Below are 19,063 nucleotides of genomic sequence, written 5' to 3'. Positions count from 1 at the left end.
GCTCCGAATTTGTAAACGGTTTATGTGAAAGTCACGATACCGTTCCCCGGAAGCGTGTCCTGCAACGTCGTCCAATCGAGCGCCATCTCCTCATCCGTCAACAGACACGCGTCGAGTCCGGCCTCGATGACCGCACGCTCCATCCGCTGCCCGATCAAGACGAGCTCCGTCTGACGGTCCCCGTACGGCTCGACGTAGTCGGCGGCGAGCTCAGGTTCTGCCGTGAACATGAGACTCCGCTCTTCCTCCGGCAGCGTCGCGAGCCAACGTCCCGCGTGTTCGAGCGTCGATGCGTACCCCGCTTGCGAGAACAGGCAGGCGATGTCGTTCCGGGAGGCGATCCATAAGAAACCTTTGGCGCGGACGACTTGATCCGGGAACGCCTCGATCCAGGCGTGGAGCCGCTCCGGATGAAACGGACGGCGGCGGCGATAGACGAACGAACTGATGCCGTATTCCTCCGTCTCTGGTGTGTGTGTCTCGGCCTCTAGTTCTTGAATCCAGCCGGCGGCGTGCATCGCCTGCTCGAAATCGAAAAGATTGACGTCCAACAGCTCCGTCAACTCCACGTTCGCGTAAACTGACGTCAACAGTTTGGCGGTTGGATTGAGCGCCTTCAACAGCCCGGCCATCTCACCGAGTTCTGTCTCGGTCACGCGGTCCGCCTTGTTCAAGACGATGATGTCCGCGAACTCGATTTGGTCGACAAGCAGGTCGACGACCTCGCGGACGTCCGTCTCATCGATGGCCTGCTTCCGTTCATGAAGCGACTCGCCCGAGTTGAAATCTTTCAAGAACCGATACGCATCGACGACCGTCACCATCGCATCGATATAGACACGGCTCGTCAAGTCGATGCCAAGGGCGTCATCGGCGTATGTAAACGTTTGAGCGACCGGAATCGGTTCTGAGATGCCAGATGACTCGATGATAATCCCGTCGAGCTCACGGTCGTTCGTGATGTCCTGTACCGCTTCGAGCAGGTCCTCACGGAGCGTGCAACAGATGCAGCCGTTCGATAGCTCGACCAATTTTTCGTCCGTCCGCGAGAAACCGTTCTGCTCGATCAATCGTTCGTCGATGTTCAACTCGCTCATGTCGTTGACGATGACCGCATATTTCTTGCCGGACCGATTGTTCAACAGATGATTCATCAACGTCGTCTTGCCGCTCCCTAAATAACCGGACAGCACCGTGATTGGAATTCGTTTCATGTATCTTCACTCCTAAATCGTAATCATTACTCTTTAGATAATGACGGGTCACCTTTGTCTTGTCAAGAAAAAACACGCCCGTTCCCGGACGTGTTCCTTTCCCTATTCTTCCAACGCCTTGCGTTCCGCCTCGGAGCGGGGATACGTGTTCGCTTGCCACTCGGCCCGATAAATCGAATCGAGTTGCGTCAGACCGACCTCATCCTCATCCTTATCGGCATCGACACTCGGGGCCTCATCCCAGCGCGGATTCAAATACGTGTGGTCGTCTTCCTGGTTCGAATCCAATAGTTTTTGAATCCCGACCCGGGCCACTGCCGCGAGTGCCAAACCGATGCCTGCACGAACGAGCAATCGCTTCACCATCTCTTTACCTCCTTATCGTCCAAACCGATAGAGCGGCATCCCTTTCACGTCTGTATCGATTTTAAAGACCGACCCCGCGTCCGGATGGGCTTTGAGTGCCTCGTCATCCATTCCTTCACGAGCCGTCGTGATGGCGAGTTGGTTCAAGTCGTCACCGACGAAACAGCACGATGTGACGTTCGGGGCCGGCACGAGCACCTCGAGCACTTTTTCACCCGTCTCCGGGTTCCAGCGCGAGACGCGGCCGCCGGCGAAGTGTGCAATCCATAAGAACCCTTCCTCATCGGACGTCATGCCGTCCGGGAATCCTTCCTCGACGGTGAAATCGATGATGGCCTCCCCTTCGCCGAGCGTACCCGTCTTCAAGTCAAAGGCGTATTTACGGACCGTCTCGGTCGGTGTATCGATATGATAGAACGTCGAATGGTCGGGTGACCATGTCAGTCCGTTCGATAATGTCAACTCGCTCAACATGACCTCGGTCGTGCCGTCGCGATTCAGGCGGTATAGTGTCGCTTGTTCCGCCTCGTCTTCAAGATGGAGCGTGCCGGCGAAGATGCGTCCGTACGGGTCGGCTTTCCCGTCATTGAAGCGGAGCTTTCCTTCCGGGTCGTCGAGTTCGACGATTTTATCGAGCTCTTTTGACGTCTCGTCCCACTCATAAATCCCGTCTTTCAAGCCGACGACGACGCCGTCCGTCACTTTCGGGACCGCGAACCCGATCTGTTGTCCCATATCGAACGACGACAATTCATCTTCCTTCTCATCGTACCACCAAAGTGTATGTCCCTCGATATCGACCCAATAGAAGCGTTTCAGTTCCGCATCCCAACACGGGCCTTCCCCAAGCGTATTTCGAACTCGAATCCATAACGCAGCGTTTACTGTCTCCATTGAATTGCCTCCACTCTCTACATTGATTTCAAGTGACTATTCCCTGAGGGGGCAATCTCTATTCAACATTTCCCAAAATAGCAACCGCTCGGAAGAAAAATATTGAACCGGGCCGGCATCCTTCTAGGGCAGAAGACAAAAAAACTCCTTGAATCATGAGATTCAAGGAGTCCCTGTCATTTTGCGCCTTCGACATTCATATGCTTGCTGCGCAACTGGCCACAGGCCGCATCGATATCAGTCCCGTGCTCGAGACGGACACCGGTATTGATGCCCCGCTTCTTCAAGACGTCATAAAACGCCATGATGTCCTCAGACGTGCTCCGCTCATACTGAATATGCTCGTTGACCGGATTGTACGGAATCAAGTTGACGTATGACTTGTCTTTAATATCGTCAATCAAGTCGGCGAGTTCCTCGGCGTGCTCCGGCAAATCGTTCACTTTCGATAAGAGAATATATTCGAACGTGATGCGTTTGTTCGTCTTCTCGACGTAATAACGGATGGCCGGCATGAGCTTGTCGAGCGGGAACGCCCGGTTGATTTTCATGATTTGCGTCCGCAACGCATCGTTCGGGGCGTGGAGTGACAGCGCCAAATTGATGCGAAGATCGAGGTCCGCGAATTTGTAAATCTTGTCGGCGAGACCGCTCGTCGACACGTTGATTTTACGCGGTGCGATGGCGAGTCCGCGTTCGTCTTTGACGACACGGAGGAAATCGACCAAGTTATCGAAGTTATCGAACGGTTCCCCGATTCCCATGACGACGATATGACTGACGCGGGCACCTTCCCCGACCTCGTCCAAATAATGTTGCACGGTCATGATCTGTTCGACGACTTCGCCGGCCGTCAAATCGCGCGTCTTCTTCAAGAGACCGCTCGCACAGAAGCTACAGCCGATGTTGCAGCCGACTTGCGTCGTCACACAGACCGAACGTCCGTATTTGTGACGCATGAGCACCGTCTCGATATAGTGTCCGTCATGCAGTTTAAGTAAAAATTTGACCGTCCCGTCGCCCGCTTCTTGTTTGACGAACAGGTCTTGCGTCGAGATGACGTATTCGGCGGCGAGCGCCTCACGTACCTCGGCCCGTACCGAGATGTCCTCGATGTGCTTGACTCGGTCGATATAGAGCGAGTCCCAGATTTGTCTAGCGTGGAAGGCGCTGTATCCCCAAGAGACGCACGCTTCCGTCAGCTGATCGAATGTCAGCCCGTATATAGATGGTTTCATTGCTATCTGTCCTTTCTTCAATCCACATACGTACCATTGTAGCGGACGTGGACGACCGGTGCAACGTTCTTATAACGGTGGGACGGGACGTGTCACGTGACGCTCGAACGCATAGGCGAGACGAATCAAGTCGCGTTCGGCATAGCTCGTCCCGGTGAATGATAGACCGAACGGGGCCCCGCTCGCCTTCAAGCGATACGGGATCGTGACGGTCGGATGGCCGGCTTTCGCCGCCATGTCATAATTGTGGTCATGCGGCAAGACGAGCGCATGAAGTTCCTGCTCGGCCAACAATCGGTCGATGCCGTCCGTCTTGGCGTGATAGACGTCGTCGAGGCGGCGCATCAAATAGGCGTCCTCAATCAAGCGACCCGATTGTTCGTTCGCTTTCTCGAACGTCTTCTGTCCGTGCGGAATCGTCTCCGGATGACTGTTGTTCCAATTAATCAAATCCGACAACGTCTCATACGGGAGCTTCGTCGAGGCGAGATACGCCTCGATTCCGAGCTTGAACTCATGATACAGGATATCCCCTTGGTCGAGCCCTGCTTTCGACGGCAGTTCGACGGTGACGACCTCGATGCCGCTCTGTTTCAGCAATGCGATTGCTTCGTCGTAGAGCACCTGCTCTTCTTCCGACAAATCGGTCTTGACGACGCCGACACGCATCCCGACTGCTTGCCGCTCATCGAGACAAGTCCGGTAAGGCGGACCGGCCGGAAGATGCGCCGTCGCTGGGTCAGCGGGATCTTCCCCGACCATCGCCTCAAGGGCGAGCACCGCATCCCGGAGTGTCCGTGCCATCGGGCCGGCCGTGTCTTGCGACCGGGAGATCGGGATGATGCCGCTGCGGCTAATCAACCCGACGGTCGGTTTGATACCAACGATTCCGTTATGGACGCTCGGGTGGATAATCGAGCCGCTCGTCTCGCTGCCGACGGCGAGCAACGTCAAGTTGGCCGCGACCGCTGACGCCGAACCTGAACTCGACCCTCCGACATCGAGCTTGTCCCCATATGGATTGAGCGTCTGGCCACCGACCCCACTCCAGCCGTTCGGCATGCCCTCGGTCAAAAAGTTGGCCCATTCGGACAAGTTCGCTTTCCCGAGGATGATGGCCCCGCTCGCGCGCAGGCTTTGGACGAGATGGGCGTCCCGGCCGGCGAAGTGATGCGCGAGGGCGACGGCCCCGGCCGTCGTCTTCATCAATCCGGCCGTCTCGACATTGTCTTTAATCAACACCGGGATGCCGAGCAACGGCAAGCGGTCACCTCGTCGAAACGCCCGGTCGGCCGCCTCGGCCTCGAACAAGGCGTCCGGGTTCACTTGAATGACCGCTCTCAGCTTATCGTTCAACTGGGCGATTCGAGTCAAATAATAGGCCGTCACGTCACGCGCCGTGAACGTTCCTTCTTTATATCCGCGATGGGCGGTCTCGATATCGAGTTCGAAACATGTGTTTGGTTCAGTCATATAGATTCCTCCTTTGGTCACTCGATGGTATTCGCTATCGCCACATGATTTCCTGTTTTCGTTCGCCAACGAATATGTAACTTGGTACACTGAAAGAAAAGGGAGGTTACTATGAACCGTTCGTACGTTCTCGTCTTATTGTCCGTCTTTGCCTTGTTCTTCTTACAGCTATATGCCGGGGACGCTCCGTATACGCTACCGCTCTCCATCGTCCTCGTCATCTTGATTCTCGGCGCCACCTTGGTCCAACTTCGACGCAAACCAAACCGTTGACGCCGCTTCAAATCTGATGGTATGATGCTCTCACCAACTACATATCGATATCTCGAGTGAACGAGAGACCTGGCTCTATGACTTCACAGCAACCTGCTTCGGCAAGGTGCTACTTCCAGCAAGGCAGTTTGCCTTGGCCGATATGACAGAGCGCTCATGTCGATGACATGGGCGCTTTTTTTTGGAAATGAACATGAGGGGGACTTATTAATGGAAAAAGCAACATTCGCAGGCGGCTGTTTTTGGTGCATGGTGACGCCGTTCGAGGAACAACCTGGCATCGAGTCAATCGTATCCGGTTATACGGGAGGTCACGTCAATGACCCGACGTATGAACAAGTGAAGACAGGGACGACGGGACACTATGAGGTCGTCGAGATCACGTTCGACCCGACGCTGTTCGCTTATGAACGACTGCTCGAACTATATTGGATTCAGACCGACCCGACCGATGACGGCGGCCAGTTCCAAGACCGCGGCAGCCAATATGCGCCGGCCATCTTCTATCATACGGAAGACCAACGCGTGAAAGCAGAACAGAGTCGCGACGCGCTCGCGGCGAGCGGACGCTTCAAACAGCCGATTGTCACGAAGATTCTACCGGCCGACACGTTCTATCCGGCCGAGGAATATCATCAAGACTTCCATAAAAAAAATCCGGCCCACTATAAAGAGGACCGGAAGAAATCTGGGCGCGACGCATTCATCGAGCAAGCCTGGTAAACAAAAGACGGGTCGTCTGACCCGTCTTTTTAGCTCTTGGCAATCCCGAGCATGAATCCGGCCACGACGATGAGCCCGATTCCCATAAAGACGAAGACCCGTTCTTTCGTCGTCTTCTCTTCTTTCAATAGATAAATCCCGCCGAGCGTCGCCACGACGACGTTCAATTGGGACAAGGCGAATGACGTCGCGATGCCGACCTCACCGCTTGACACGAACAGCCCGAAGTTCCCGATCCCCCAAGCGAGACCGGCCAAAATGTTTTTGAACGTCTTCGGGTCGAACTTCTTCACATCTTTCTCACGCAGGCTGAACAAGAGCGCCGCGACGAACATCCCGACCGACTGCGGCAAGATGGCCGTGATGCCGTCGACCTCGAAATAGTTCGTCAAGACGGCATACGTCACATAACCGATACTCGACACGAGCAGGACGAGCAAACCTTTCTTCAAGGCGCCGCTGCTATCGCCATCTTTTTGTTGTTGGTATGACGTCAGTGCCGCCCCGATGATAATCAACACGAGCGCAGAAAAGCCGAGCCACAACTCGGTCGTCGTCTTCCAATCGCCGAGCACGATGACCCCGAACAACGACGTCCCGACGAGTTGCATCCCGGTGCTGATCGGCATCGCTTTCGATACACTTAAAATTTGGAACGACTGGAACTGTAAATATTGCCCGAGTGCCCAGAACACACCAGATATGAAGCCGGTCACGATTGCGAGCGTCGTGAACTCCGGATTGAAGACGAGTGCGATGATGACCGCCATCACCATCGCCCCAATCGTCGTCCCGATTAACTGTTGAATCGGCTTGCCGCCGACTTTCGAGACGATGAGTGGGATACTCCCCCACATCAAGGCAGGTAAGAGTGCGAGTAAAATCATTTCCATAGATAACACCTGCTTTCGTAGAATAACATTACCCATGATTTTCCCACGTTTACGCCCGATTAAACTTTGTTCAAAAAAATTTAAAAATACCCATTGCCAAATGTTTTACTAGGATGATATAATAATTTTCGAACGGGGCATTAGCTCAGCTGGGAGAGCGCCACGCTGGCAGCGTGGAGGTCAGCGGTTCGAGCCCGCTATGCTCCATTATGGAAGTCACCACTCATTTGAGGGGTGACTTTTTTGCGTCTCCGCCCGGTTTAAGTCACCTGGTAGCGGGTAATGATTGTAAGACATCATTATTCTAAGGGGGACTTACTATGGATCGTGCCTCTGTCGAAGAGACCATTTTAGCCGTCATCGACTGTATGCGGGCAAGCAATCACTGTTTCTCAAAATGTTTACAAGAAGAGGATTTATTGATGGTCGCCGAGTGTATCCGGCTGACGAAAGAATGTTCGGAAGTGTGTGCGCTCGCCTTGAACGCGCTCGAGACCGATTCGGCTTTCACCAAACCGATTGCTGCACTCTGCGCCCAGGTGTGCGACACGTGCGCCGTCGAATGTGGCCGCCATTTGCATGACCATTGCCAACGTTGTTCCGAAGCGTGTCTCCGCTGTGCCGAGGCGTGTCGCAACCTCGTGGCCGCATAATCGCTTTTTAGTCTAACGATATGTTAGACTTTTTTTATACTTGTTTTATGAGAAAGGGACCGATTATGTCACATTCAATTCTTGCCATCGACGTCGAGACGGCCAACCGCGATAGTCGCAGCATCTGCTCTGTCGGCTGGAGCCTACTCGTCGACGGTGAAATCATCGAGACGAACCAACTACTCGTCAATCCAGAAGAAGACTTTGACGCAGGCAATATCCGCGTCCACGGCATCCGGCCGAGCGACGTCTGGGACGCTCCAGCCTTACCCGAGGTGCTTGAACAGCTCTATCCGACGCTGCGGGATGTCGACCTCGTCATGGCGCACAATGCCTCATTTGATATGGGCGCTTTCAAGAAAGCGATCGCCAAATATGATTTATATACGTTTCCGACGATCGAGTACGGCTGTACCGTCAAGCTGTCGAGAAAACTGTATCCTGGACTGCCGAATCACAAGCTGAACACGATGGCGGAATATTTGAACGTCCCGTTCATCCATCACGATGCGGCTGAAGATGCCCGTGTCTGCGCATTGCTCATGCGCGACATGATGCAAAAGACCGGGATACATGACCCGCGTGAACTGCACCGCTATACATCGGTCAAGATCGGGAAGCTCGCCTATTGAACCATATGCATGCCAGACAGGCCAAGACACTCGTCTTGGCCTGTTACCGTTTAAAGATCCATCTTTTTTGGACATAATAACTGACGACGAACAAAAGGCTGTCGACAAACACTTTAATCCACACTTCCCCGTCCCGAAACAACAGGAACAATACATAGACGAGACCGGCCGACAACGCCATCTGCAAGCCGACGAGACCGAAGTATTTCGGCATCGCCCGTCTCGCTTTCGACTCGAATACGACTTTTCGATTCACCACGTAATTGAATAAGGACGAGATGATGCGGGCCAATACCGTCGCAATCAAGACATGAGTCGTCTCGAACCACGGATTCAATAAAAAGATGAACAAGGCATAGGCGCCGATATCTAATAAAAATGAGGCGACCGAGGATAACGAATAGGCTAAAAACATGCGATAAATCAGAATCGAGTCGATGACCGGGCGAAAATGGGATGAGGCGTTCTCGGCCACATACACGGTTTGAATCGGAATCTGTTGAATCGGGACTTGCCAACGTTTCGTGAACGTCAACATGTTCATCTCGAACTCATAGCGGTTCCCGGGCACGTCGAGCAACTGTTCCGCATAGCGCAACGGAACGGCCCGCAGACCGGTCTGGGTGTCTTTCAGTCGAAGCCCGCTGCCGACGAGCATGACACCACGTGTCATCTGGTTCCCGAATCGGCTTCGGAACGGAATATGCGCACCAGAAAAATCACGACATCCCATGACCAGATGGTGCGGCCGTTGAACCCCTGCTTCATACAAGCTTTTTACATCCTCCGGCAGATGTTGTCCGTCCGCATCGACGGTGATGACACCATGCGTACCGGGGAATCGTTCGACGACGTGACGAATCCCCGTCTTCAACGCCGCACCCTTGCCTTGATTCCGTTCATGGACGAGAACAGTCGTCACCCACTTCCCGACCTCATCGAAGACAGTTTGGGATGGCTCGACACTCCCATCGTTCACGACGATGACATGGACAAATCCCGTCTCTTTCAGCTCGCGCACAAGTGTGACGAGCGCTTGATCCGGATTATAGGCTGGGATTAAAACGACATACTCATCTAAACGTTCTACGGAATGCATTTGCATCGCCACCCCTCCTTCCCTCCTTCTATACCCAAGACGATGAAAAGTGATTCCTCGGACCGCGGTAAACAAAAAAACACGGTGTCTCGGAGGACACCGTGCCAGATTAACCGATGAAGATGAAGTAAGACGAAGCGAAGTAGACGAGCACGACAAGCGCCGATGGCAAGATGTAACGCAGTTTCGACGTCACATCTTTGCGAAGAAGCGTATACATGACCAACACCGACAAAATCGTGATTCCGATTGCCGTCACCAAGTGAGACGCAGCTACGTCGGCCAAAATCGAGCCGTTTCGGTAAAACACGTCTGACATGGCGATAATGAGCATGTTGAAGACGTTACTTCCTAAAATCGAACCGAACGCCAAGTTGACGTTACGGAGTTTCAAGGCGACAAATACCGATACCGCCTCTGGAAGCGAAGTCGTCGCGGCAATCAAGAAACTGCCGACAAAGCTTGAACCGAGGCCGGTGACGACGGCGATTTGATCACCTAACACAGATAGCGCCGTCCCTGCCGCCATGATGACGAGTGCGGCGATGATGAAACCGACGATCGCACGTTTGACCGTGATCGAACTCGTCGCACTGGCACCGACTTTTTGAACCGCCTCGTGGGCAGCTTCCCGCTCAACGGCAGGTTGTTGCGGGCGTTTTCCGATATAGTAAATCCCGATCCCATACAATACCGCGATCAACAAGGCGTCAATTCCGATGCCGAGAATCGTGAAATCGATGCGCACGATGAGAGCAATCATCGTGACGAGCGTCAACATGAGCCCGAGACCGGCCGTATAGAGATGATCTCGGCTCGCTTCATTGAACAAGCGTTTCTGACGATAGAAGAGATCGAACATCGCCAAGATGAAAATGTTGAACAAGTTCGATCCGAGCATGTTCCCGATGGCGATATCCGGGTTGTTGATCATGACGGCCGAGACGCTCGTCGTCACTTCCGGCAGCGATGTCGCACCGGCCAGCAATACCGTCCCGACGAGCATCCCGCTCATCGTCGACTTCTCACTGATGACGTCAGCGTAAGTCGAGAGTTTCATGGCAGCGTAAACGGTGATGGCTGCGGCCAAGATGAAATAAATAAATACCATTTGAATAAGTCTCCCCTTTTTCATGAATTCAAAAAGACCTCTTTATGGACGCCAAAAAAGCATCCATAAAAAGGTCTTGCGGACTTGGTAAGAAGCTCGGTGGACCGAGTGCATTGCACCGTAATGACGACCCACCGACCACGGTTGTGGTCGCTACTCCCCCTCTTATGTTCACGACGAATATATCACATTGAAGGTCATTTGACAATCAATTGAACCTTAAATGGGCGACGACGTCATCGACTGGCATCGCCGTCCGGTAGGACAGTTCATCAATCGCTTGGAGCATCGGGAGCGGTAAACGTTCCCATAGCCCTGCTTCTTTCAATTGTGCGGACAAGGCGTCAAGCTCCGGTTGATTGACGTCCGTGCCGTGACGATACCCTTCGCGCATCGCCTCATGTAACTCATAGGCCGTCTGACAGAGCGTCGATGTCTCTTGGAGCCAGTCCTCTTCGTGAAACCCGTGCTGAATGACGTCGAACAATTTTTCGAGCTTATCGGAACGCTCCTCGGTGACACCATAGAATAACAAGTTCAACTCGGTCTCGAACGACTCGATGAGCGTCGTCGTCTGTCTGAACGGTGTCAACGCCTGGAGCAGCTCATGATAATACCACGACTGATCGCGGAGGGGTCGTCTGAAGCGATCCCATATTTGCTTACCGGCAGACTCGACGTCGAGTCGAATCGAACGAAGGTTATGTAACTTGTCTGCCGCCAAAATCGCCACTTCGTCATACTGCATCGTGTGCACGTGTTGAATCGTCATCCGTTTTCGTTCTTCCCACGATAAGTGCTTGTTTGGTTCCGATACAGCCTGAACAAGTCGTCTCACTTCACTGCCAAACCGTTCCTCAATTTCTTCAGCGGTCGTCAACGTGTCTTCGAGCAAATCATGGAGCAGGCCGGCAGCCACGACCGGGACCGGTTGCCGGTCTTCGACGAGCAACATCGATACGGCGACGGGATGGGTCAAGTAGGGAATATTCGTTCCTTTTCGAAACTGTCCATCGTGACGGACGGCCGCGAATCGGAGTGCCTCTTCAATCAGCTGGTGCACGACGATTCCTCCTTAAATAAATGGGATCCTAGAGCTTTCCCATCCTTTACCCGTGTCTAGTCCCATCTACTCATATCGCACGTTAAAATATAGGGTAATGGTCCCGATTGAGCGACTCACGGTTCATAAATCATCTTCTTCGTCATTCCGCCGTCGACGACGAGATTATGCCCGTTGATGAAATCGTTCTGCTCATCAATCAAATAAGCGACCGCTCGGACGATATCGTCCGGCTTCCCGACCCGGCCCGACGGATGTTGCGCATGGTCGATGTCACGGAGCGGCTCATCCGACGTATGAATCCAGCCCGGACTGATTGCATTTACCGTGATCGGACGCTCCGCTAGCGAGACCGCCATCGACTGGGTCAATGACACGATACCACCTTTTGACGCTCCGTACGCTTCCCAATCAGGTTCATTTTGAAGGGAGCGCGTCGAGGCCAGATTGATGATGCGCCCATATCCCGCCCCCTCGTTCAACGTTAAGAACGCCTTGGCACAAGCGAACGTTCCGACGAGGTTGACGTCGATCACTTGTTTAAACGTCTCGACGTCAAGTTCAGCCAAAGGTTTGACGAGTGACGAGACGCCACCGTTGTTAATCAGCACGTGGGCGACGCCGACTTGGCGCTGAATGTCGGCGAACACGCGAGCGATCGCCTCATGGTCCCCCAAATCCATCTCATAAAACGTCACCTCGTCCAGCTGCGGATCGTTTCCTTTGTCGACTCCGATGACGTGATACGTGTCACGGAAATGACGTGCCAACTCATGTCCGATCCCTTGGCTGACGCCCGTGATAATCATAACCTGTCTCATATACATCCCTCCTGCAGTGTCACATACCCCGATTCGATGAAAACGAGTCCTATTCGATTGTCCAGAGGCGTTGGTCAGACGTCGTCACGACCGTCGCACCCGCCTCGAGAGCGGCCTCGACTTCTTCAGGCGATGAAATCAAGCCGCCGGCGAAGACCGGGATTCCCGTCTCCGCTCTTACGGACCGGATATACTTCGGGACGAGACCCGGCAACACTTCAATATAGTCCGGTTGTGTCCGTTTGATGAGGCGATAACTGCGCTCGAGCGAGCTTGAATCGATTAAAAATAGACGTTGGACCGTCTTGACCTGTTTTTGTTTCGCCTTTAAAATGACGCTGCCTTTTGTCGAGATGATGCCGTACGGACGATACGTCTGGCAAATATATTCGGTCGCATATTCATCCGCCTTCAACCCTTGAATCAAGTCGAGATGGACGAAGACATGTTTGTCATGGGCCGCCAACAACTGAAACACAGCATCGAGACGGGCGACGTGTACTTCGAGCAATACCCCGACACGAAACGGTCCCGTCACGAATTTCTCGAGGTCCCGCATGTCGTGGAGCGCGGGTAAAATGGTTTGACCTTCTATCATATGGACACGTCCTTTTCTGTCGATCATGCTTCCATTATCTGAATAACGTGCAACGGAAATCAAGGTTTACTGATTCAATATAGCGGGAAAATAATTTTAACTTATGCACAGAGAGGAAGTAGCGATATGGTCAATGAAGTGGAAGTACGGAACGAGACACCGACACCGGAGGAGCATCAGCGCCTACGCGTCATAGCCGGAATGCCGAAACGTTCCGACTCGGGGACGGTGAAAGGACTGGCCAACACGCTATATGGCGTCTGCCTGTATAAAGATGAACACATGGTCGGGATGGGTCGTGTCGTCGGAGACGGCGGGATGGTGTTCCACCTTGTCGATATCGTCGTCGACCCGGAATGTCAGGGGCTCGGACTCGGAAAATTGATTGTCGCGCAGTTGATGGACTGGATTTTACAGGAAGCTGACGAGACGGCCATCATCAGTCTTATTGCGGATATACCGGCCGATGGATTGTACCGGCAATTCGGGTTTGACTATTCGCGCCCGGAATCGGTCGGGATGGAGTACCAATGGAACCGGGACTGACCCGTCGACCAATATACCTTTCGAATTCAAGGGGTGACGTATGGAACTGAACATGATCGTCTTGCTCGGCCTGGCGCTTGCCGCCATCTCCGTGCTCAGCCTCATTATCGAGCGGTTATTCTTTCCAAGTATTCTCGCTTTTATCGCCATCGGCGTCGCCGTCGGTTTCTTCTGGAATGGAAACGAGGTCTTTAAAATCGCCGGCGAAATCGGGATTATCCTCTTATTCTTTTTACTCGGGTTAAAGTTCCCGCTCGGAGAGTTGATGAAGCGCCTCAAGCAGGTATGGAAGGCAGGTGTCCTCGACATCGTGCTCGCCTTCGGGGTCACGATCGGAATCGCCATGCTGTTCGGACTCGACTTCTCACAATCGTTTTTAATCGGTGCCGTCTTGTTTGCGACGAGTTCGTCGATTTCGGCACGTCTGCTCGAGTGGCACGCGGACAAGCATGAAGATGTGAAAGAGTTCGTTTTGGCACTCCTGATTTTTGAAGACATGGTTGCTCCGCTCATCTTGACCGTCGCCCCGTTCATCATCCAGGACGAACCGATTCATGTGTCTGATATCGGGAAAGTGTTCGCCGGCTTCCTCATCTTCGGCGTGTTGCTCTTTATCGGATCGCGCTTCGTCAAGAAACAGCCGAAGATTGCCAAACATCTGCTGCGGCAAGACGATGCGAGCATTGGCTTGATCGGGTTGATTCTCTTTTTCGCCGGAATCGGAATGGTATTCGGACTGTCCGAGATTCTCGGGGCGTTCATCGCCGGCATCATGCTCGCGGGCATTCACGACGTCCGTCCGTTGAAACGGTTGACGGTCCCCGTTCGTGATTTGTTTTTGCCAATCTTCTTCATCTCGTTCGGGATCTCAATCAATCTGGATCAAGGCGTTTTCGTCAACACGCTCTTCTTCGTTCTCATTGTCTGGGGTGTCCTATCGAAATGGATTGTCGGGCGCATCGGCGGCCGCATGTATGGCCTGACAAGGGTTCAGGCGAACGAGGCCGGCTTCTCGCTCGCTCCGCGCGGTGAGTTCTCGATTCTCTTCACCGCCTTATCGAACGGGGCGATCAACTTGTTCGTCGGGCTGTATATTTTCGTCTCGGCCATCATCGGGATCGTCTTGTTCCGCTTCTCTGAGATTTTAGCGGCCAAGACGGAAGAAAAACTAGAAAAAGTTTTGCCCGACGAGAACAAGAACGGTTCGAACGAATGAACCGTGACAGAAAGGACCGATCTTCTCCCGAAGATCGGTCCTTTCTGTTTAGAATGAAGAGGCCTGTTTCTTCTTCCGCTTTTTGCGCCAAATGAAAAATACGACCAGCCCGGCTGCCATCAGACCGTAAATGGCATACGAGTACACATCCAAATAGCTTAAAATTGATTCCCAATTCTCGCCGACGCGGATGCCGATATAGATGAGAATGGTATTCCAAATCACCGTCCCCGCCGTACTGAGCAACAAAAATTTCAAGAACGGCATGTTCGACATACCGGCCGGGATTGAAATCAAACTCCGAACGACGGGCATCAAACGGCCAAAGAACACCATCCATCCCCCGTATTTATCAAACCAAGCGTCAGCCCGATGCACGTCGGCGATATCGAGCCGAATCCATTTGCCGTATCGTTTCGTCCACTTCTCAATCTGCTCGACGTCCAAATACAATCCGATGCCGTACAATAATACCGCTCCTAAGATGGCGCCTGCCGTCGCTGCGAAGATGACAAGCGGGACAATCAAATCGGTCTTCACCGCGAAAAACCCGCCGAACAAGAGCACGACCTCCGAAGGAATCGGCGGGAACACGTTCTCAATGAAAATCATGAACGCGATGCCAAAGTAACCGAACTGTTCAATGACCTGGATCATCCAGTCTCTCATTTGCTTCACCCTCCAATAGTTCCTTCTATACCCGTCACGCCTGCTCAAAAACCGCACTAACATGTTAAAATGGAATATTAGAAGGAAATGGAGGACATGACATGACTGAAGTTACACGTTGCCCATGGTGCGGCACTGACCCGTTGTACGTTCGTTATCACGATGAAGAATGGGGCAAGCCCGTCCATGATGATGGAAAGCATTTCGAGTGTTTGACGCTCGAGAGCGCCCAGGCCGGCCTCAGCTGGATCACCATCTTACGGAAGCGCGAGCATTATCGAGACGCCTATGCCGATTTTGACGTCATGACCGTCGCCTCGTTCGATGAGACGGATGTGGAACGATTGATGACCAATCCAGGCCTGGTTCGAAACCGTCGTAAAATCGAGGCGTCCATCAATAATGCCAAGCGTTTCATGGAGATTCAACAAGAGTTCGGGACGTTCGATGCCTACATTTGGTCATTCGTCGACAATTCGGTGATTTATAACGAATGGGCATCAACTGACGATATCCCCGCCACGACCGAACTGTCCCATCAAGTGAGCAAAGACTTGAAGCGCCGCGGGTTCAAATTTTTAGGCCCGACGACCATCTATGCCCATCTGCAAGCGACCGGCCTCGTCAATGACCACCTCACAACTTGCTTCGCCAAATAATTTGATTATTTGGTCAATCCTCAAACAAAATCGTGCACTTCATTCATTTTTGTGACAAAATTTTTTCATGGTGCAATCCATAAAGTTTGAAAGCGTTTTCATTATGAACGAGGGGGATGTTATATGAACGGTGTATTGATTTCGATTACAGTGTATATGGCGCTCATGGTGTTACTCGGTGTCATCGCCTATCGGCGAACTGAGAGCATCGGCGACTATATGCTCGGAGGACGCGGTCTTGGTCCGGCCGTGGCGGCCTTATCGGCTGGTGCCTCCGATATGAGTGGTTGGCTATTGATGGGATTGCCGGGCGCGATGTTCGCGACGGGACTCTCGAGCGGATGGATCGTCATCGGGTTGACGATCGGCGCTTACTTGAACTGGTTGCTCGTCGCACCTCGCTTGCGGACATACTCATATTTATCCGAGGATGCCATCACGATTCCAGATTTCTTTGAGAAACGATTCAAGGATTCACGCGGGACGTTGCGGACGTTCTCCGCGGCCGTCACACTCGTCTTTTTCACACTCTATGCGACGAGCGGGTTCGTGGCCGGCGGTCGCTTGTTCGAAGCGGTCTTCGATATCAACTTTGGGACGGGTGTCTTGATTTTGGCTTCGATCATCATCTTGTACACGTTCATCGGTGGCTTCTTGGCCGTCAGTTGGACCGACTTCGTCCAAGGACTTATCATGTTGTTCGCCCTCATCCTCGTACCGGCCATCGCCATCACGGCGACTGACGGGGTGAGTGCCGCGTTTCGGACGATCGGTGATATTGATGAGGCGTTGCTCGATCCATTGACGGGTCAATCGCTCATCGGCATCATCTCGCTCTTCGCTTGGGGGCTCGGTTACTTCGGGCAACCGCATATCATCGTCCGTTTTATGGCCATCGAGAAGCTGCAAGACATTAAGAAGGCTCGACGCATCGGCATCTCGTGGATGTTGTTCACCGTCGTCGGGGCCATGGCGACCGGATTGTTCGGACTCGCCTACTACACCCAGCGCGGGCTTGAGATTGACAACCCAGAAAATGTATTCATCAATCTATCTGACTTGTTGTTCGTCGATCTCATCACCGGCGTGTTGCTCGCAGCCTTGCTTGCAGCCATCATGTCGACGATCTCGTCACAGCTCCTCGTCTCATCGAGTGCGGCGACGACTGATTTCTATCAGAAGTTCTTCCGCAAAGACGCCGGCGACCGCGAACTCGTCATGGTCGGACGGATTACCGTCATCCTCGTCTCGCTCATTTCGATTTGGCTCGCGTTCGGGGCGGATGACACGATTTTGAACTTGGTCGGATATGCCTGGGCCGGATTCGGCTCATCGTTCGGTCCACTCATCCTGTTCAGCCTGTTCTGGAAACGGACGACGCGTCAAGGCGCGCTGGCCGGGATGTTGACCGGTGCGTTCATCGTCATCGTCTGGAAAAACGTTGCTGCCGATTGGTTCGGGACCTTCGGCGAGCTATATGAGATGATTCCTGCCTTCTTCTTGTCGAGCCTCGCCATTTATGTCGTCAGTTTGCTGACACCGCCACCGAGCACGACGATCACGAACGAGTTCGAGGAAATGGAACACATCTTGAAGACAGAACGGATTTAACACTCGGAGTGCCATGCTACTATAGCCTGGCACTTTTTTCTTGTGCCCTGACAAGGACATTCTTCTTCCATGGCGAATGACTTGAGTAGACCAGTTTGGATCACACGAAAGGAAGTGACTCGTCCGTTGAAACGAGTAATCCCGTATAAACAAGCCATGTTGACCTTGCCCCTCCTCTTTCTGTTCGGCTGTGCGACCGCTGACGTCGAGACGTCTACGGAGCAAACGGAGACTCCGGCACCAGAGACAGAGGCGGAGGCGGAAGCCCCGGCCCCTGTTCCTGAAGAGCCAGAACCCGTCGTGACGACGACGTCGCTCTATGCGATTGGCGATATCTTATTGCACGACAGCGTGTATAATGCCGCCAAGCGCGGAGACGGCTATGATTTCACCGCCGCCTTCGAACCGATCGCTCCGATTTTGACCGAGGCCGACATCGCCATCGCCAACCAAGAGAGCATGATTGGGGGCAGTGAAATCGGTTTATCGAGTTATCCCGCCTTCAACAGTCCGTATGAGGTCGGCGATGCGCTCCAAGACGCTGGCGTCGACTTGGTAACGACGGCGAACAACCATACGCTCGACCGGGGTGTCACGGCCATCGAGAATTCAATCGCGCACTGGAACGAGATCGGCATGCCGTACACCGGTTCATTCTTATCGGAGGCGGACAAGTCCGAGCTTCGGACGCTGACCGAGAATGACATCTCATTTGCCTTTCTCGCCTATACGTACGGGACGAATGGAGTCGTTCCGAAACAACCGTATCACGTCAATTACATTGATCTCGAGGCGATGACCCCTGAAATCGAAGCGGCCGAACAAGCGGCCGATATCACGGTTGTCTCGCTTCATTTCGGTAACGAATACGAGACGGTCCCGAACGAGGCGCAACAGACGCTCGTCCAACAACTGTCCGACCTCGGGGTCGATCTCATCATCGGCCACCATCCCCACGTCCTCCAACCGGTCGCCTGGGTGGATGGCGCCGAAGGCAATCGGACGTTCGTCGCCTACTCGCTCGGCAACTTCCTGTCCGGACAACAAGGGGACGACCGGAATACAGGTGGCATCGTCGGCATCGATGTCGTCAAGACGGTCGAGGCGGATGAGACGACGTTCGAACTCGCCAACCCGATGTTCTATCCGACGTTCACCCGCCGCACAAGTGCCGACGGTCCGTTCGAGGTCGTCCCGTTACAGTCGGCCAAGCCGGAGCTGTTCGAGGCCACGAGCCAACATATGTCGCAGTGGATGCCAGAGCTCGAAATCGTCCAATGAAGGATCACTTTCACAAGTGATTCTTTTTTT

Annotated in this window: 21 protein-coding genes, 1 tRNA gene and 1 riboswitch; of the genes, 10 read left to right on the top strand and 12 right to left on the bottom strand. The window is 53.4% G+C overall.

The window, feature by feature from the left end:
* Positions 1 to 20: 20 nt before the first annotated feature.
* From KNP85_RS07645 to KNP85_RS07625, 5 genes are all read right to left on the bottom strand, one after another.
* Entirely contained in the window at positions 21 to 1,214 is a 1,194-nt protein-coding gene (locus KNP85_RS07645) for a GTP-binding protein (protein ID WP_214802520.1), read from the bottom strand.
* A gap of 102 nt (positions 1,215 to 1,316) precedes the next feature.
* Positions 1,317 to 1,580, bottom strand: a complete 264-nt coding sequence (locus KNP85_RS07640; protein WP_029595396.1) for a hypothetical protein — start codon at positions 1,578 to 1,580, stop codon at positions 1,317 to 1,319.
* A 12-nt stretch (positions 1,581 to 1,592) separates the two neighbouring features.
* Positions 1,593 to 2,474: an SMP-30/gluconolactonase/LRE family protein gene (locus tag KNP85_RS07635; protein ID WP_131471194.1), complete on the bottom strand. Its 882-nt coding sequence runs from the start codon at positions 2,472 to 2,474 to the stop codon at positions 1,593 to 1,595.
* A 176-nt stretch (positions 2,475 to 2,650) separates the two neighbouring features.
* Positions 2,651 to 3,712: a dual-specificity RNA methyltransferase RlmN gene (gene rlmN, locus KNP85_RS07630; RefSeq protein ID WP_021067532.1), complete on the bottom strand. Its 1,062-nt coding sequence runs from the start codon at positions 3,710 to 3,712 to the stop codon at positions 2,651 to 2,653.
* A gap of 69 nt (positions 3,713 to 3,781) precedes the next feature.
* Positions 3,782 to 5,185, bottom strand: a complete 1,404-nt coding sequence (locus KNP85_RS07625; RefSeq protein ID WP_131471195.1) for an amidase family protein — start codon at positions 5,183 to 5,185, stop codon at positions 3,782 to 3,784.
* Between the two features lie 111 nt (positions 5,186 to 5,296).
* Here KNP85_RS07625 and KNP85_RS07620 point away from each other — a divergent pair, with 111 nt between their 5' ends.
* Together KNP85_RS07620 and msrA are read left to right on the top strand one after the other, a co-directional pair.
* On the top strand, positions 5,297 to 5,458 hold the full coding sequence (locus KNP85_RS07620; RefSeq protein WP_029595393.1) for a hypothetical protein: 162 nt from the start codon (positions 5,297 to 5,299) through the stop codon (positions 5,456 to 5,458).
* Between the two features lie 44 nt (positions 5,459 to 5,502).
* A riboswitch (SAM riboswitch) is annotated at positions 5,503 to 5,604 on the top strand.
* Positions 5,605 to 5,668: 64 nt separating this feature from the next.
* Positions 5,669 to 6,181, top strand: coding sequence for a peptide-methionine (S)-S-oxide reductase MsrA (gene msrA, locus KNP85_RS07615; RefSeq protein ID WP_029595392.1), 513 nt, complete (start codon positions 5,669 to 5,671; stop codon positions 6,179 to 6,181).
* A 29-nt stretch (positions 6,182 to 6,210) separates the two neighbouring features.
* On the opposite strand, the gene KNP85_RS07610 is transcribed toward msrA, so the two are convergent.
* Positions 6,211 to 7,074, bottom strand: a complete 864-nt coding sequence (locus KNP85_RS07610; RefSeq protein WP_029595391.1) for a GRP family sugar transporter — start codon at positions 7,072 to 7,074, stop codon at positions 6,211 to 6,213.
* Between the two features lie 134 nt (positions 7,075 to 7,208).
* On the opposite strand from KNP85_RS07610, the gene KNP85_RS07605 reads away from it, so the two are divergent.
* The 3 genes from KNP85_RS07605 (at position 7,209) to KNP85_RS07595 (ending at position 8,359) form a co-directional block, all read left to right on the top strand.
* Positions 7,209 to 7,281 (top strand) — tRNA-Ala (locus tag KNP85_RS07605).
* Between the two features lie 113 nt (positions 7,282 to 7,394).
* Entirely contained in the window at positions 7,395 to 7,727 is a 333-nt protein-coding gene (locus KNP85_RS07600; protein WP_021067537.1) for a four-helix bundle copper-binding protein, read from the top strand.
* Between the two features lie 65 nt (positions 7,728 to 7,792).
* Positions 7,793 to 8,359 carry a 3'-5' exonuclease gene (locus tag KNP85_RS07595; protein WP_214714840.1) on the top strand — a complete coding sequence of 189 codons (567 nt, stop codon included), beginning with the start codon at positions 7,793 to 7,795 and terminating at the stop codon, positions 8,357 to 8,359.
* Positions 8,360 to 8,402: 43 nt separating this feature from the next.
* On the opposite strand, the gene KNP85_RS07590 is transcribed toward KNP85_RS07595, so the two are convergent.
* The 5 genes from KNP85_RS07590 to KNP85_RS07570 form a co-directional block, all read right to left on the bottom strand.
* On the bottom strand, positions 8,403 to 9,464 hold the full coding sequence (locus KNP85_RS07590) for a bifunctional glycosyltransferase family 2/GtrA family protein (RefSeq protein ID WP_214714838.1): 1,062 nt from the start codon (positions 9,462 to 9,464) through the stop codon (positions 8,403 to 8,405).
* 103 nt (positions 9,465 to 9,567) lie between these two features.
* Positions 9,568 to 10,569: a sodium:calcium antiporter gene (locus tag KNP85_RS07585; protein WP_214714836.1), complete on the bottom strand. Its 1,002-nt coding sequence runs from the start codon at positions 10,567 to 10,569 to the stop codon at positions 9,568 to 9,570.
* Positions 10,570 to 10,777: 208 nt separating this feature from the next.
* A complete protein-coding gene (locus KNP85_RS07580; RefSeq protein WP_214714834.1) occupies positions 10,778 to 11,632 on the bottom strand; it encodes an HD domain-containing protein in 855 nt (284 codons plus the stop codon).
* A 116-nt stretch (positions 11,633 to 11,748) separates the two neighbouring features.
* Positions 11,749 to 12,453, bottom strand: coding sequence for an SDR family NAD(P)-dependent oxidoreductase (locus KNP85_RS07575; RefSeq protein WP_214714833.1), 705 nt, complete (start codon positions 12,451 to 12,453; stop codon positions 11,749 to 11,751).
* 49 nt (positions 12,454 to 12,502) lie between these two features.
* A complete protein-coding gene (locus KNP85_RS07570) occupies positions 12,503 to 13,051 on the bottom strand; it encodes a glycerol-3-phosphate responsive antiterminator (RefSeq protein ID WP_214714831.1) in 549 nt (182 codons plus the stop codon).
* Between the two features lie 126 nt (positions 13,052 to 13,177).
* On the opposite strand from KNP85_RS07570, the gene KNP85_RS07565 reads away from it, so the two are divergent.
* Both KNP85_RS07565 and KNP85_RS07560 read left to right on the top strand, forming a co-directional pair.
* Entirely contained in the window at positions 13,178 to 13,597 is a 420-nt protein-coding gene (locus KNP85_RS07565; protein WP_214714829.1) for a GNAT family N-acetyltransferase, read from the top strand.
* Between the two features lie 40 nt (positions 13,598 to 13,637).
* Entirely contained in the window at positions 13,638 to 14,813 is a 1,176-nt protein-coding gene (locus KNP85_RS07560) for a cation:proton antiporter (RefSeq protein WP_214714827.1), read from the top strand.
* Positions 14,814 to 14,861: 48 nt separating this feature from the next.
* Here the strand turns inward: KNP85_RS07560 and KNP85_RS07555 are convergent, their stop codons facing one another.
* Positions 14,862 to 15,482, bottom strand: a complete 621-nt coding sequence (locus tag KNP85_RS07555; RefSeq protein ID WP_214714825.1) for a DedA family protein — start codon at positions 15,480 to 15,482, stop codon at positions 14,862 to 14,864.
* 101 nt (positions 15,483 to 15,583) lie between these two features.
* Between KNP85_RS07555 and KNP85_RS07550 the strand changes: the two genes are divergently transcribed.
* The 3 genes from KNP85_RS07550 (at position 15,584) to KNP85_RS07540 (ending at position 19,033) form a co-directional block, all read left to right on the top strand.
* Entirely contained in the window at positions 15,584 to 16,141 is a 558-nt protein-coding gene (locus tag KNP85_RS07550) for a DNA-3-methyladenine glycosylase I (protein WP_214714823.1), read from the top strand.
* 123 nt (positions 16,142 to 16,264) lie between these two features.
* On the top strand, positions 16,265 to 17,752 hold the full coding sequence (putP, locus tag KNP85_RS07545; protein WP_214714821.1) for a sodium/proline symporter PutP: 1,488 nt from the start codon (positions 16,265 to 16,267) through the stop codon (positions 17,750 to 17,752).
* 126 nt (positions 17,753 to 17,878) lie between these two features.
* Entirely contained in the window at positions 17,879 to 19,033 is a 1,155-nt protein-coding gene (locus tag KNP85_RS07540; RefSeq protein WP_021067549.1) for a CapA family protein, read from the top strand.
* Positions 19,034 to 19,063: the final 30 nt, after the last annotated feature.

Origin of the sequence: Exiguobacterium sp. s194 (assembly GCF_018618275.1) — a bacterium.
In the GTDB taxonomy this organism is placed as follows: Bacteria; Bacillota; Bacilli; order Exiguobacteriales; family Exiguobacteriaceae; genus Exiguobacterium; species Exiguobacterium chiriqhucha.
Note: the sequence above shows the minus strand (reverse complement) of the source record. Positions and strands in the feature narration are given on the sequence as shown.

Excerpts from the sequence above, each read along its gene's own strand:
- KNP85_RS07590 (WP_214714838.1), bottom strand. The coding sequence starts at position 9,464 with ATGCAAATGCATTCCGTAGAACGTTTAGATGAGTATGTCGTTTTAATC.
- KNP85_RS07645 (WP_214802520.1), bottom strand. The coding sequence starts at position 1,214 with ATGAAACGAATTCCAATCACGGTGCTGTCCGGTTATTTAGGGAGCGGC.
- KNP85_RS07555 (WP_214714825.1), bottom strand. The coding sequence starts at position 15,482 with ATGAGAGACTGGATGATCCAGGTCATTGAACAGTTCGGTTACTTTGGC.
- msrA (WP_029595392.1), top strand. The coding sequence starts at position 5,669 with ATGGAAAAAGCAACATTCGCAGGCGGCTGTTTTTGGTGCATGGTGACG.
- KNP85_RS07550 (WP_214714823.1), top strand. The coding sequence starts at position 15,584 with ATGACTGAAGTTACACGTTGCCCATGGTGCGGCACTGACCCGTTGTAC.
- putP (WP_214714821.1), top strand. The coding sequence starts at position 16,265 with ATGAACGGTGTATTGATTTCGATTACAGTGTATATGGCGCTCATGGTG.
- KNP85_RS07595 (WP_214714840.1), top strand. The coding sequence starts at position 7,793 with ATGTCACATTCAATTCTTGCCATCGACGTCGAGACGGCCAACCGCGAT.
- KNP85_RS07565 (WP_214714829.1), top strand. The coding sequence starts at position 13,178 with ATGGTCAATGAAGTGGAAGTACGGAACGAGACACCGACACCGGAGGAG.
- KNP85_RS07635 (WP_131471194.1), bottom strand. The coding sequence starts at position 2,474 with ATGGAGACAGTAAACGCTGCGTTATGGATTCGAGTTCGAAATACGCTT.
- KNP85_RS07570 (WP_214714831.1), bottom strand. The coding sequence starts at position 13,051 with ATGATAGAAGGTCAAACCATTTTACCCGCGCTCCACGACATGCGGGAC.
- rlmN (WP_021067532.1), bottom strand. The coding sequence starts at position 3,712 with ATGAAACCATCTATATACGGGCTGACATTCGATCAGCTGACGGAAGCG.
- KNP85_RS07625 (WP_131471195.1), bottom strand. The coding sequence starts at position 5,185 with ATGACTGAACCAAACACATGTTTCGAACTCGATATCGAGACCGCCCAT.
- KNP85_RS07610 (WP_029595391.1), bottom strand. The coding sequence starts at position 7,074 with ATGGAAATGATTTTACTCGCACTCTTACCTGCCTTGATGTGGGGGAGT.
- KNP85_RS07620 (WP_029595393.1), top strand. The coding sequence starts at position 5,297 with ATGAACCGTTCGTACGTTCTCGTCTTATTGTCCGTCTTTGCCTTGTTC.
- KNP85_RS07585 (WP_214714836.1), bottom strand. The coding sequence starts at position 10,569 with ATGGTATTTATTTATTTCATCTTGGCCGCAGCCATCACCGTTTACGCT.
- KNP85_RS07560 (WP_214714827.1), top strand. The coding sequence starts at position 13,638 with ATGGAACTGAACATGATCGTCTTGCTCGGCCTGGCGCTTGCCGCCATC.
- KNP85_RS07600 (WP_021067537.1), top strand. The coding sequence starts at position 7,395 with ATGGATCGTGCCTCTGTCGAAGAGACCATTTTAGCCGTCATCGACTGT.
- KNP85_RS07575 (WP_214714833.1), bottom strand. The coding sequence starts at position 12,453 with ATGAGACAGGTTATGATTATCACGGGCGTCAGCCAAGGGATCGGACAT.
- KNP85_RS07640 (WP_029595396.1), bottom strand. The coding sequence starts at position 1,580 with ATGGTGAAGCGATTGCTCGTTCGTGCAGGCATCGGTTTGGCACTCGCG.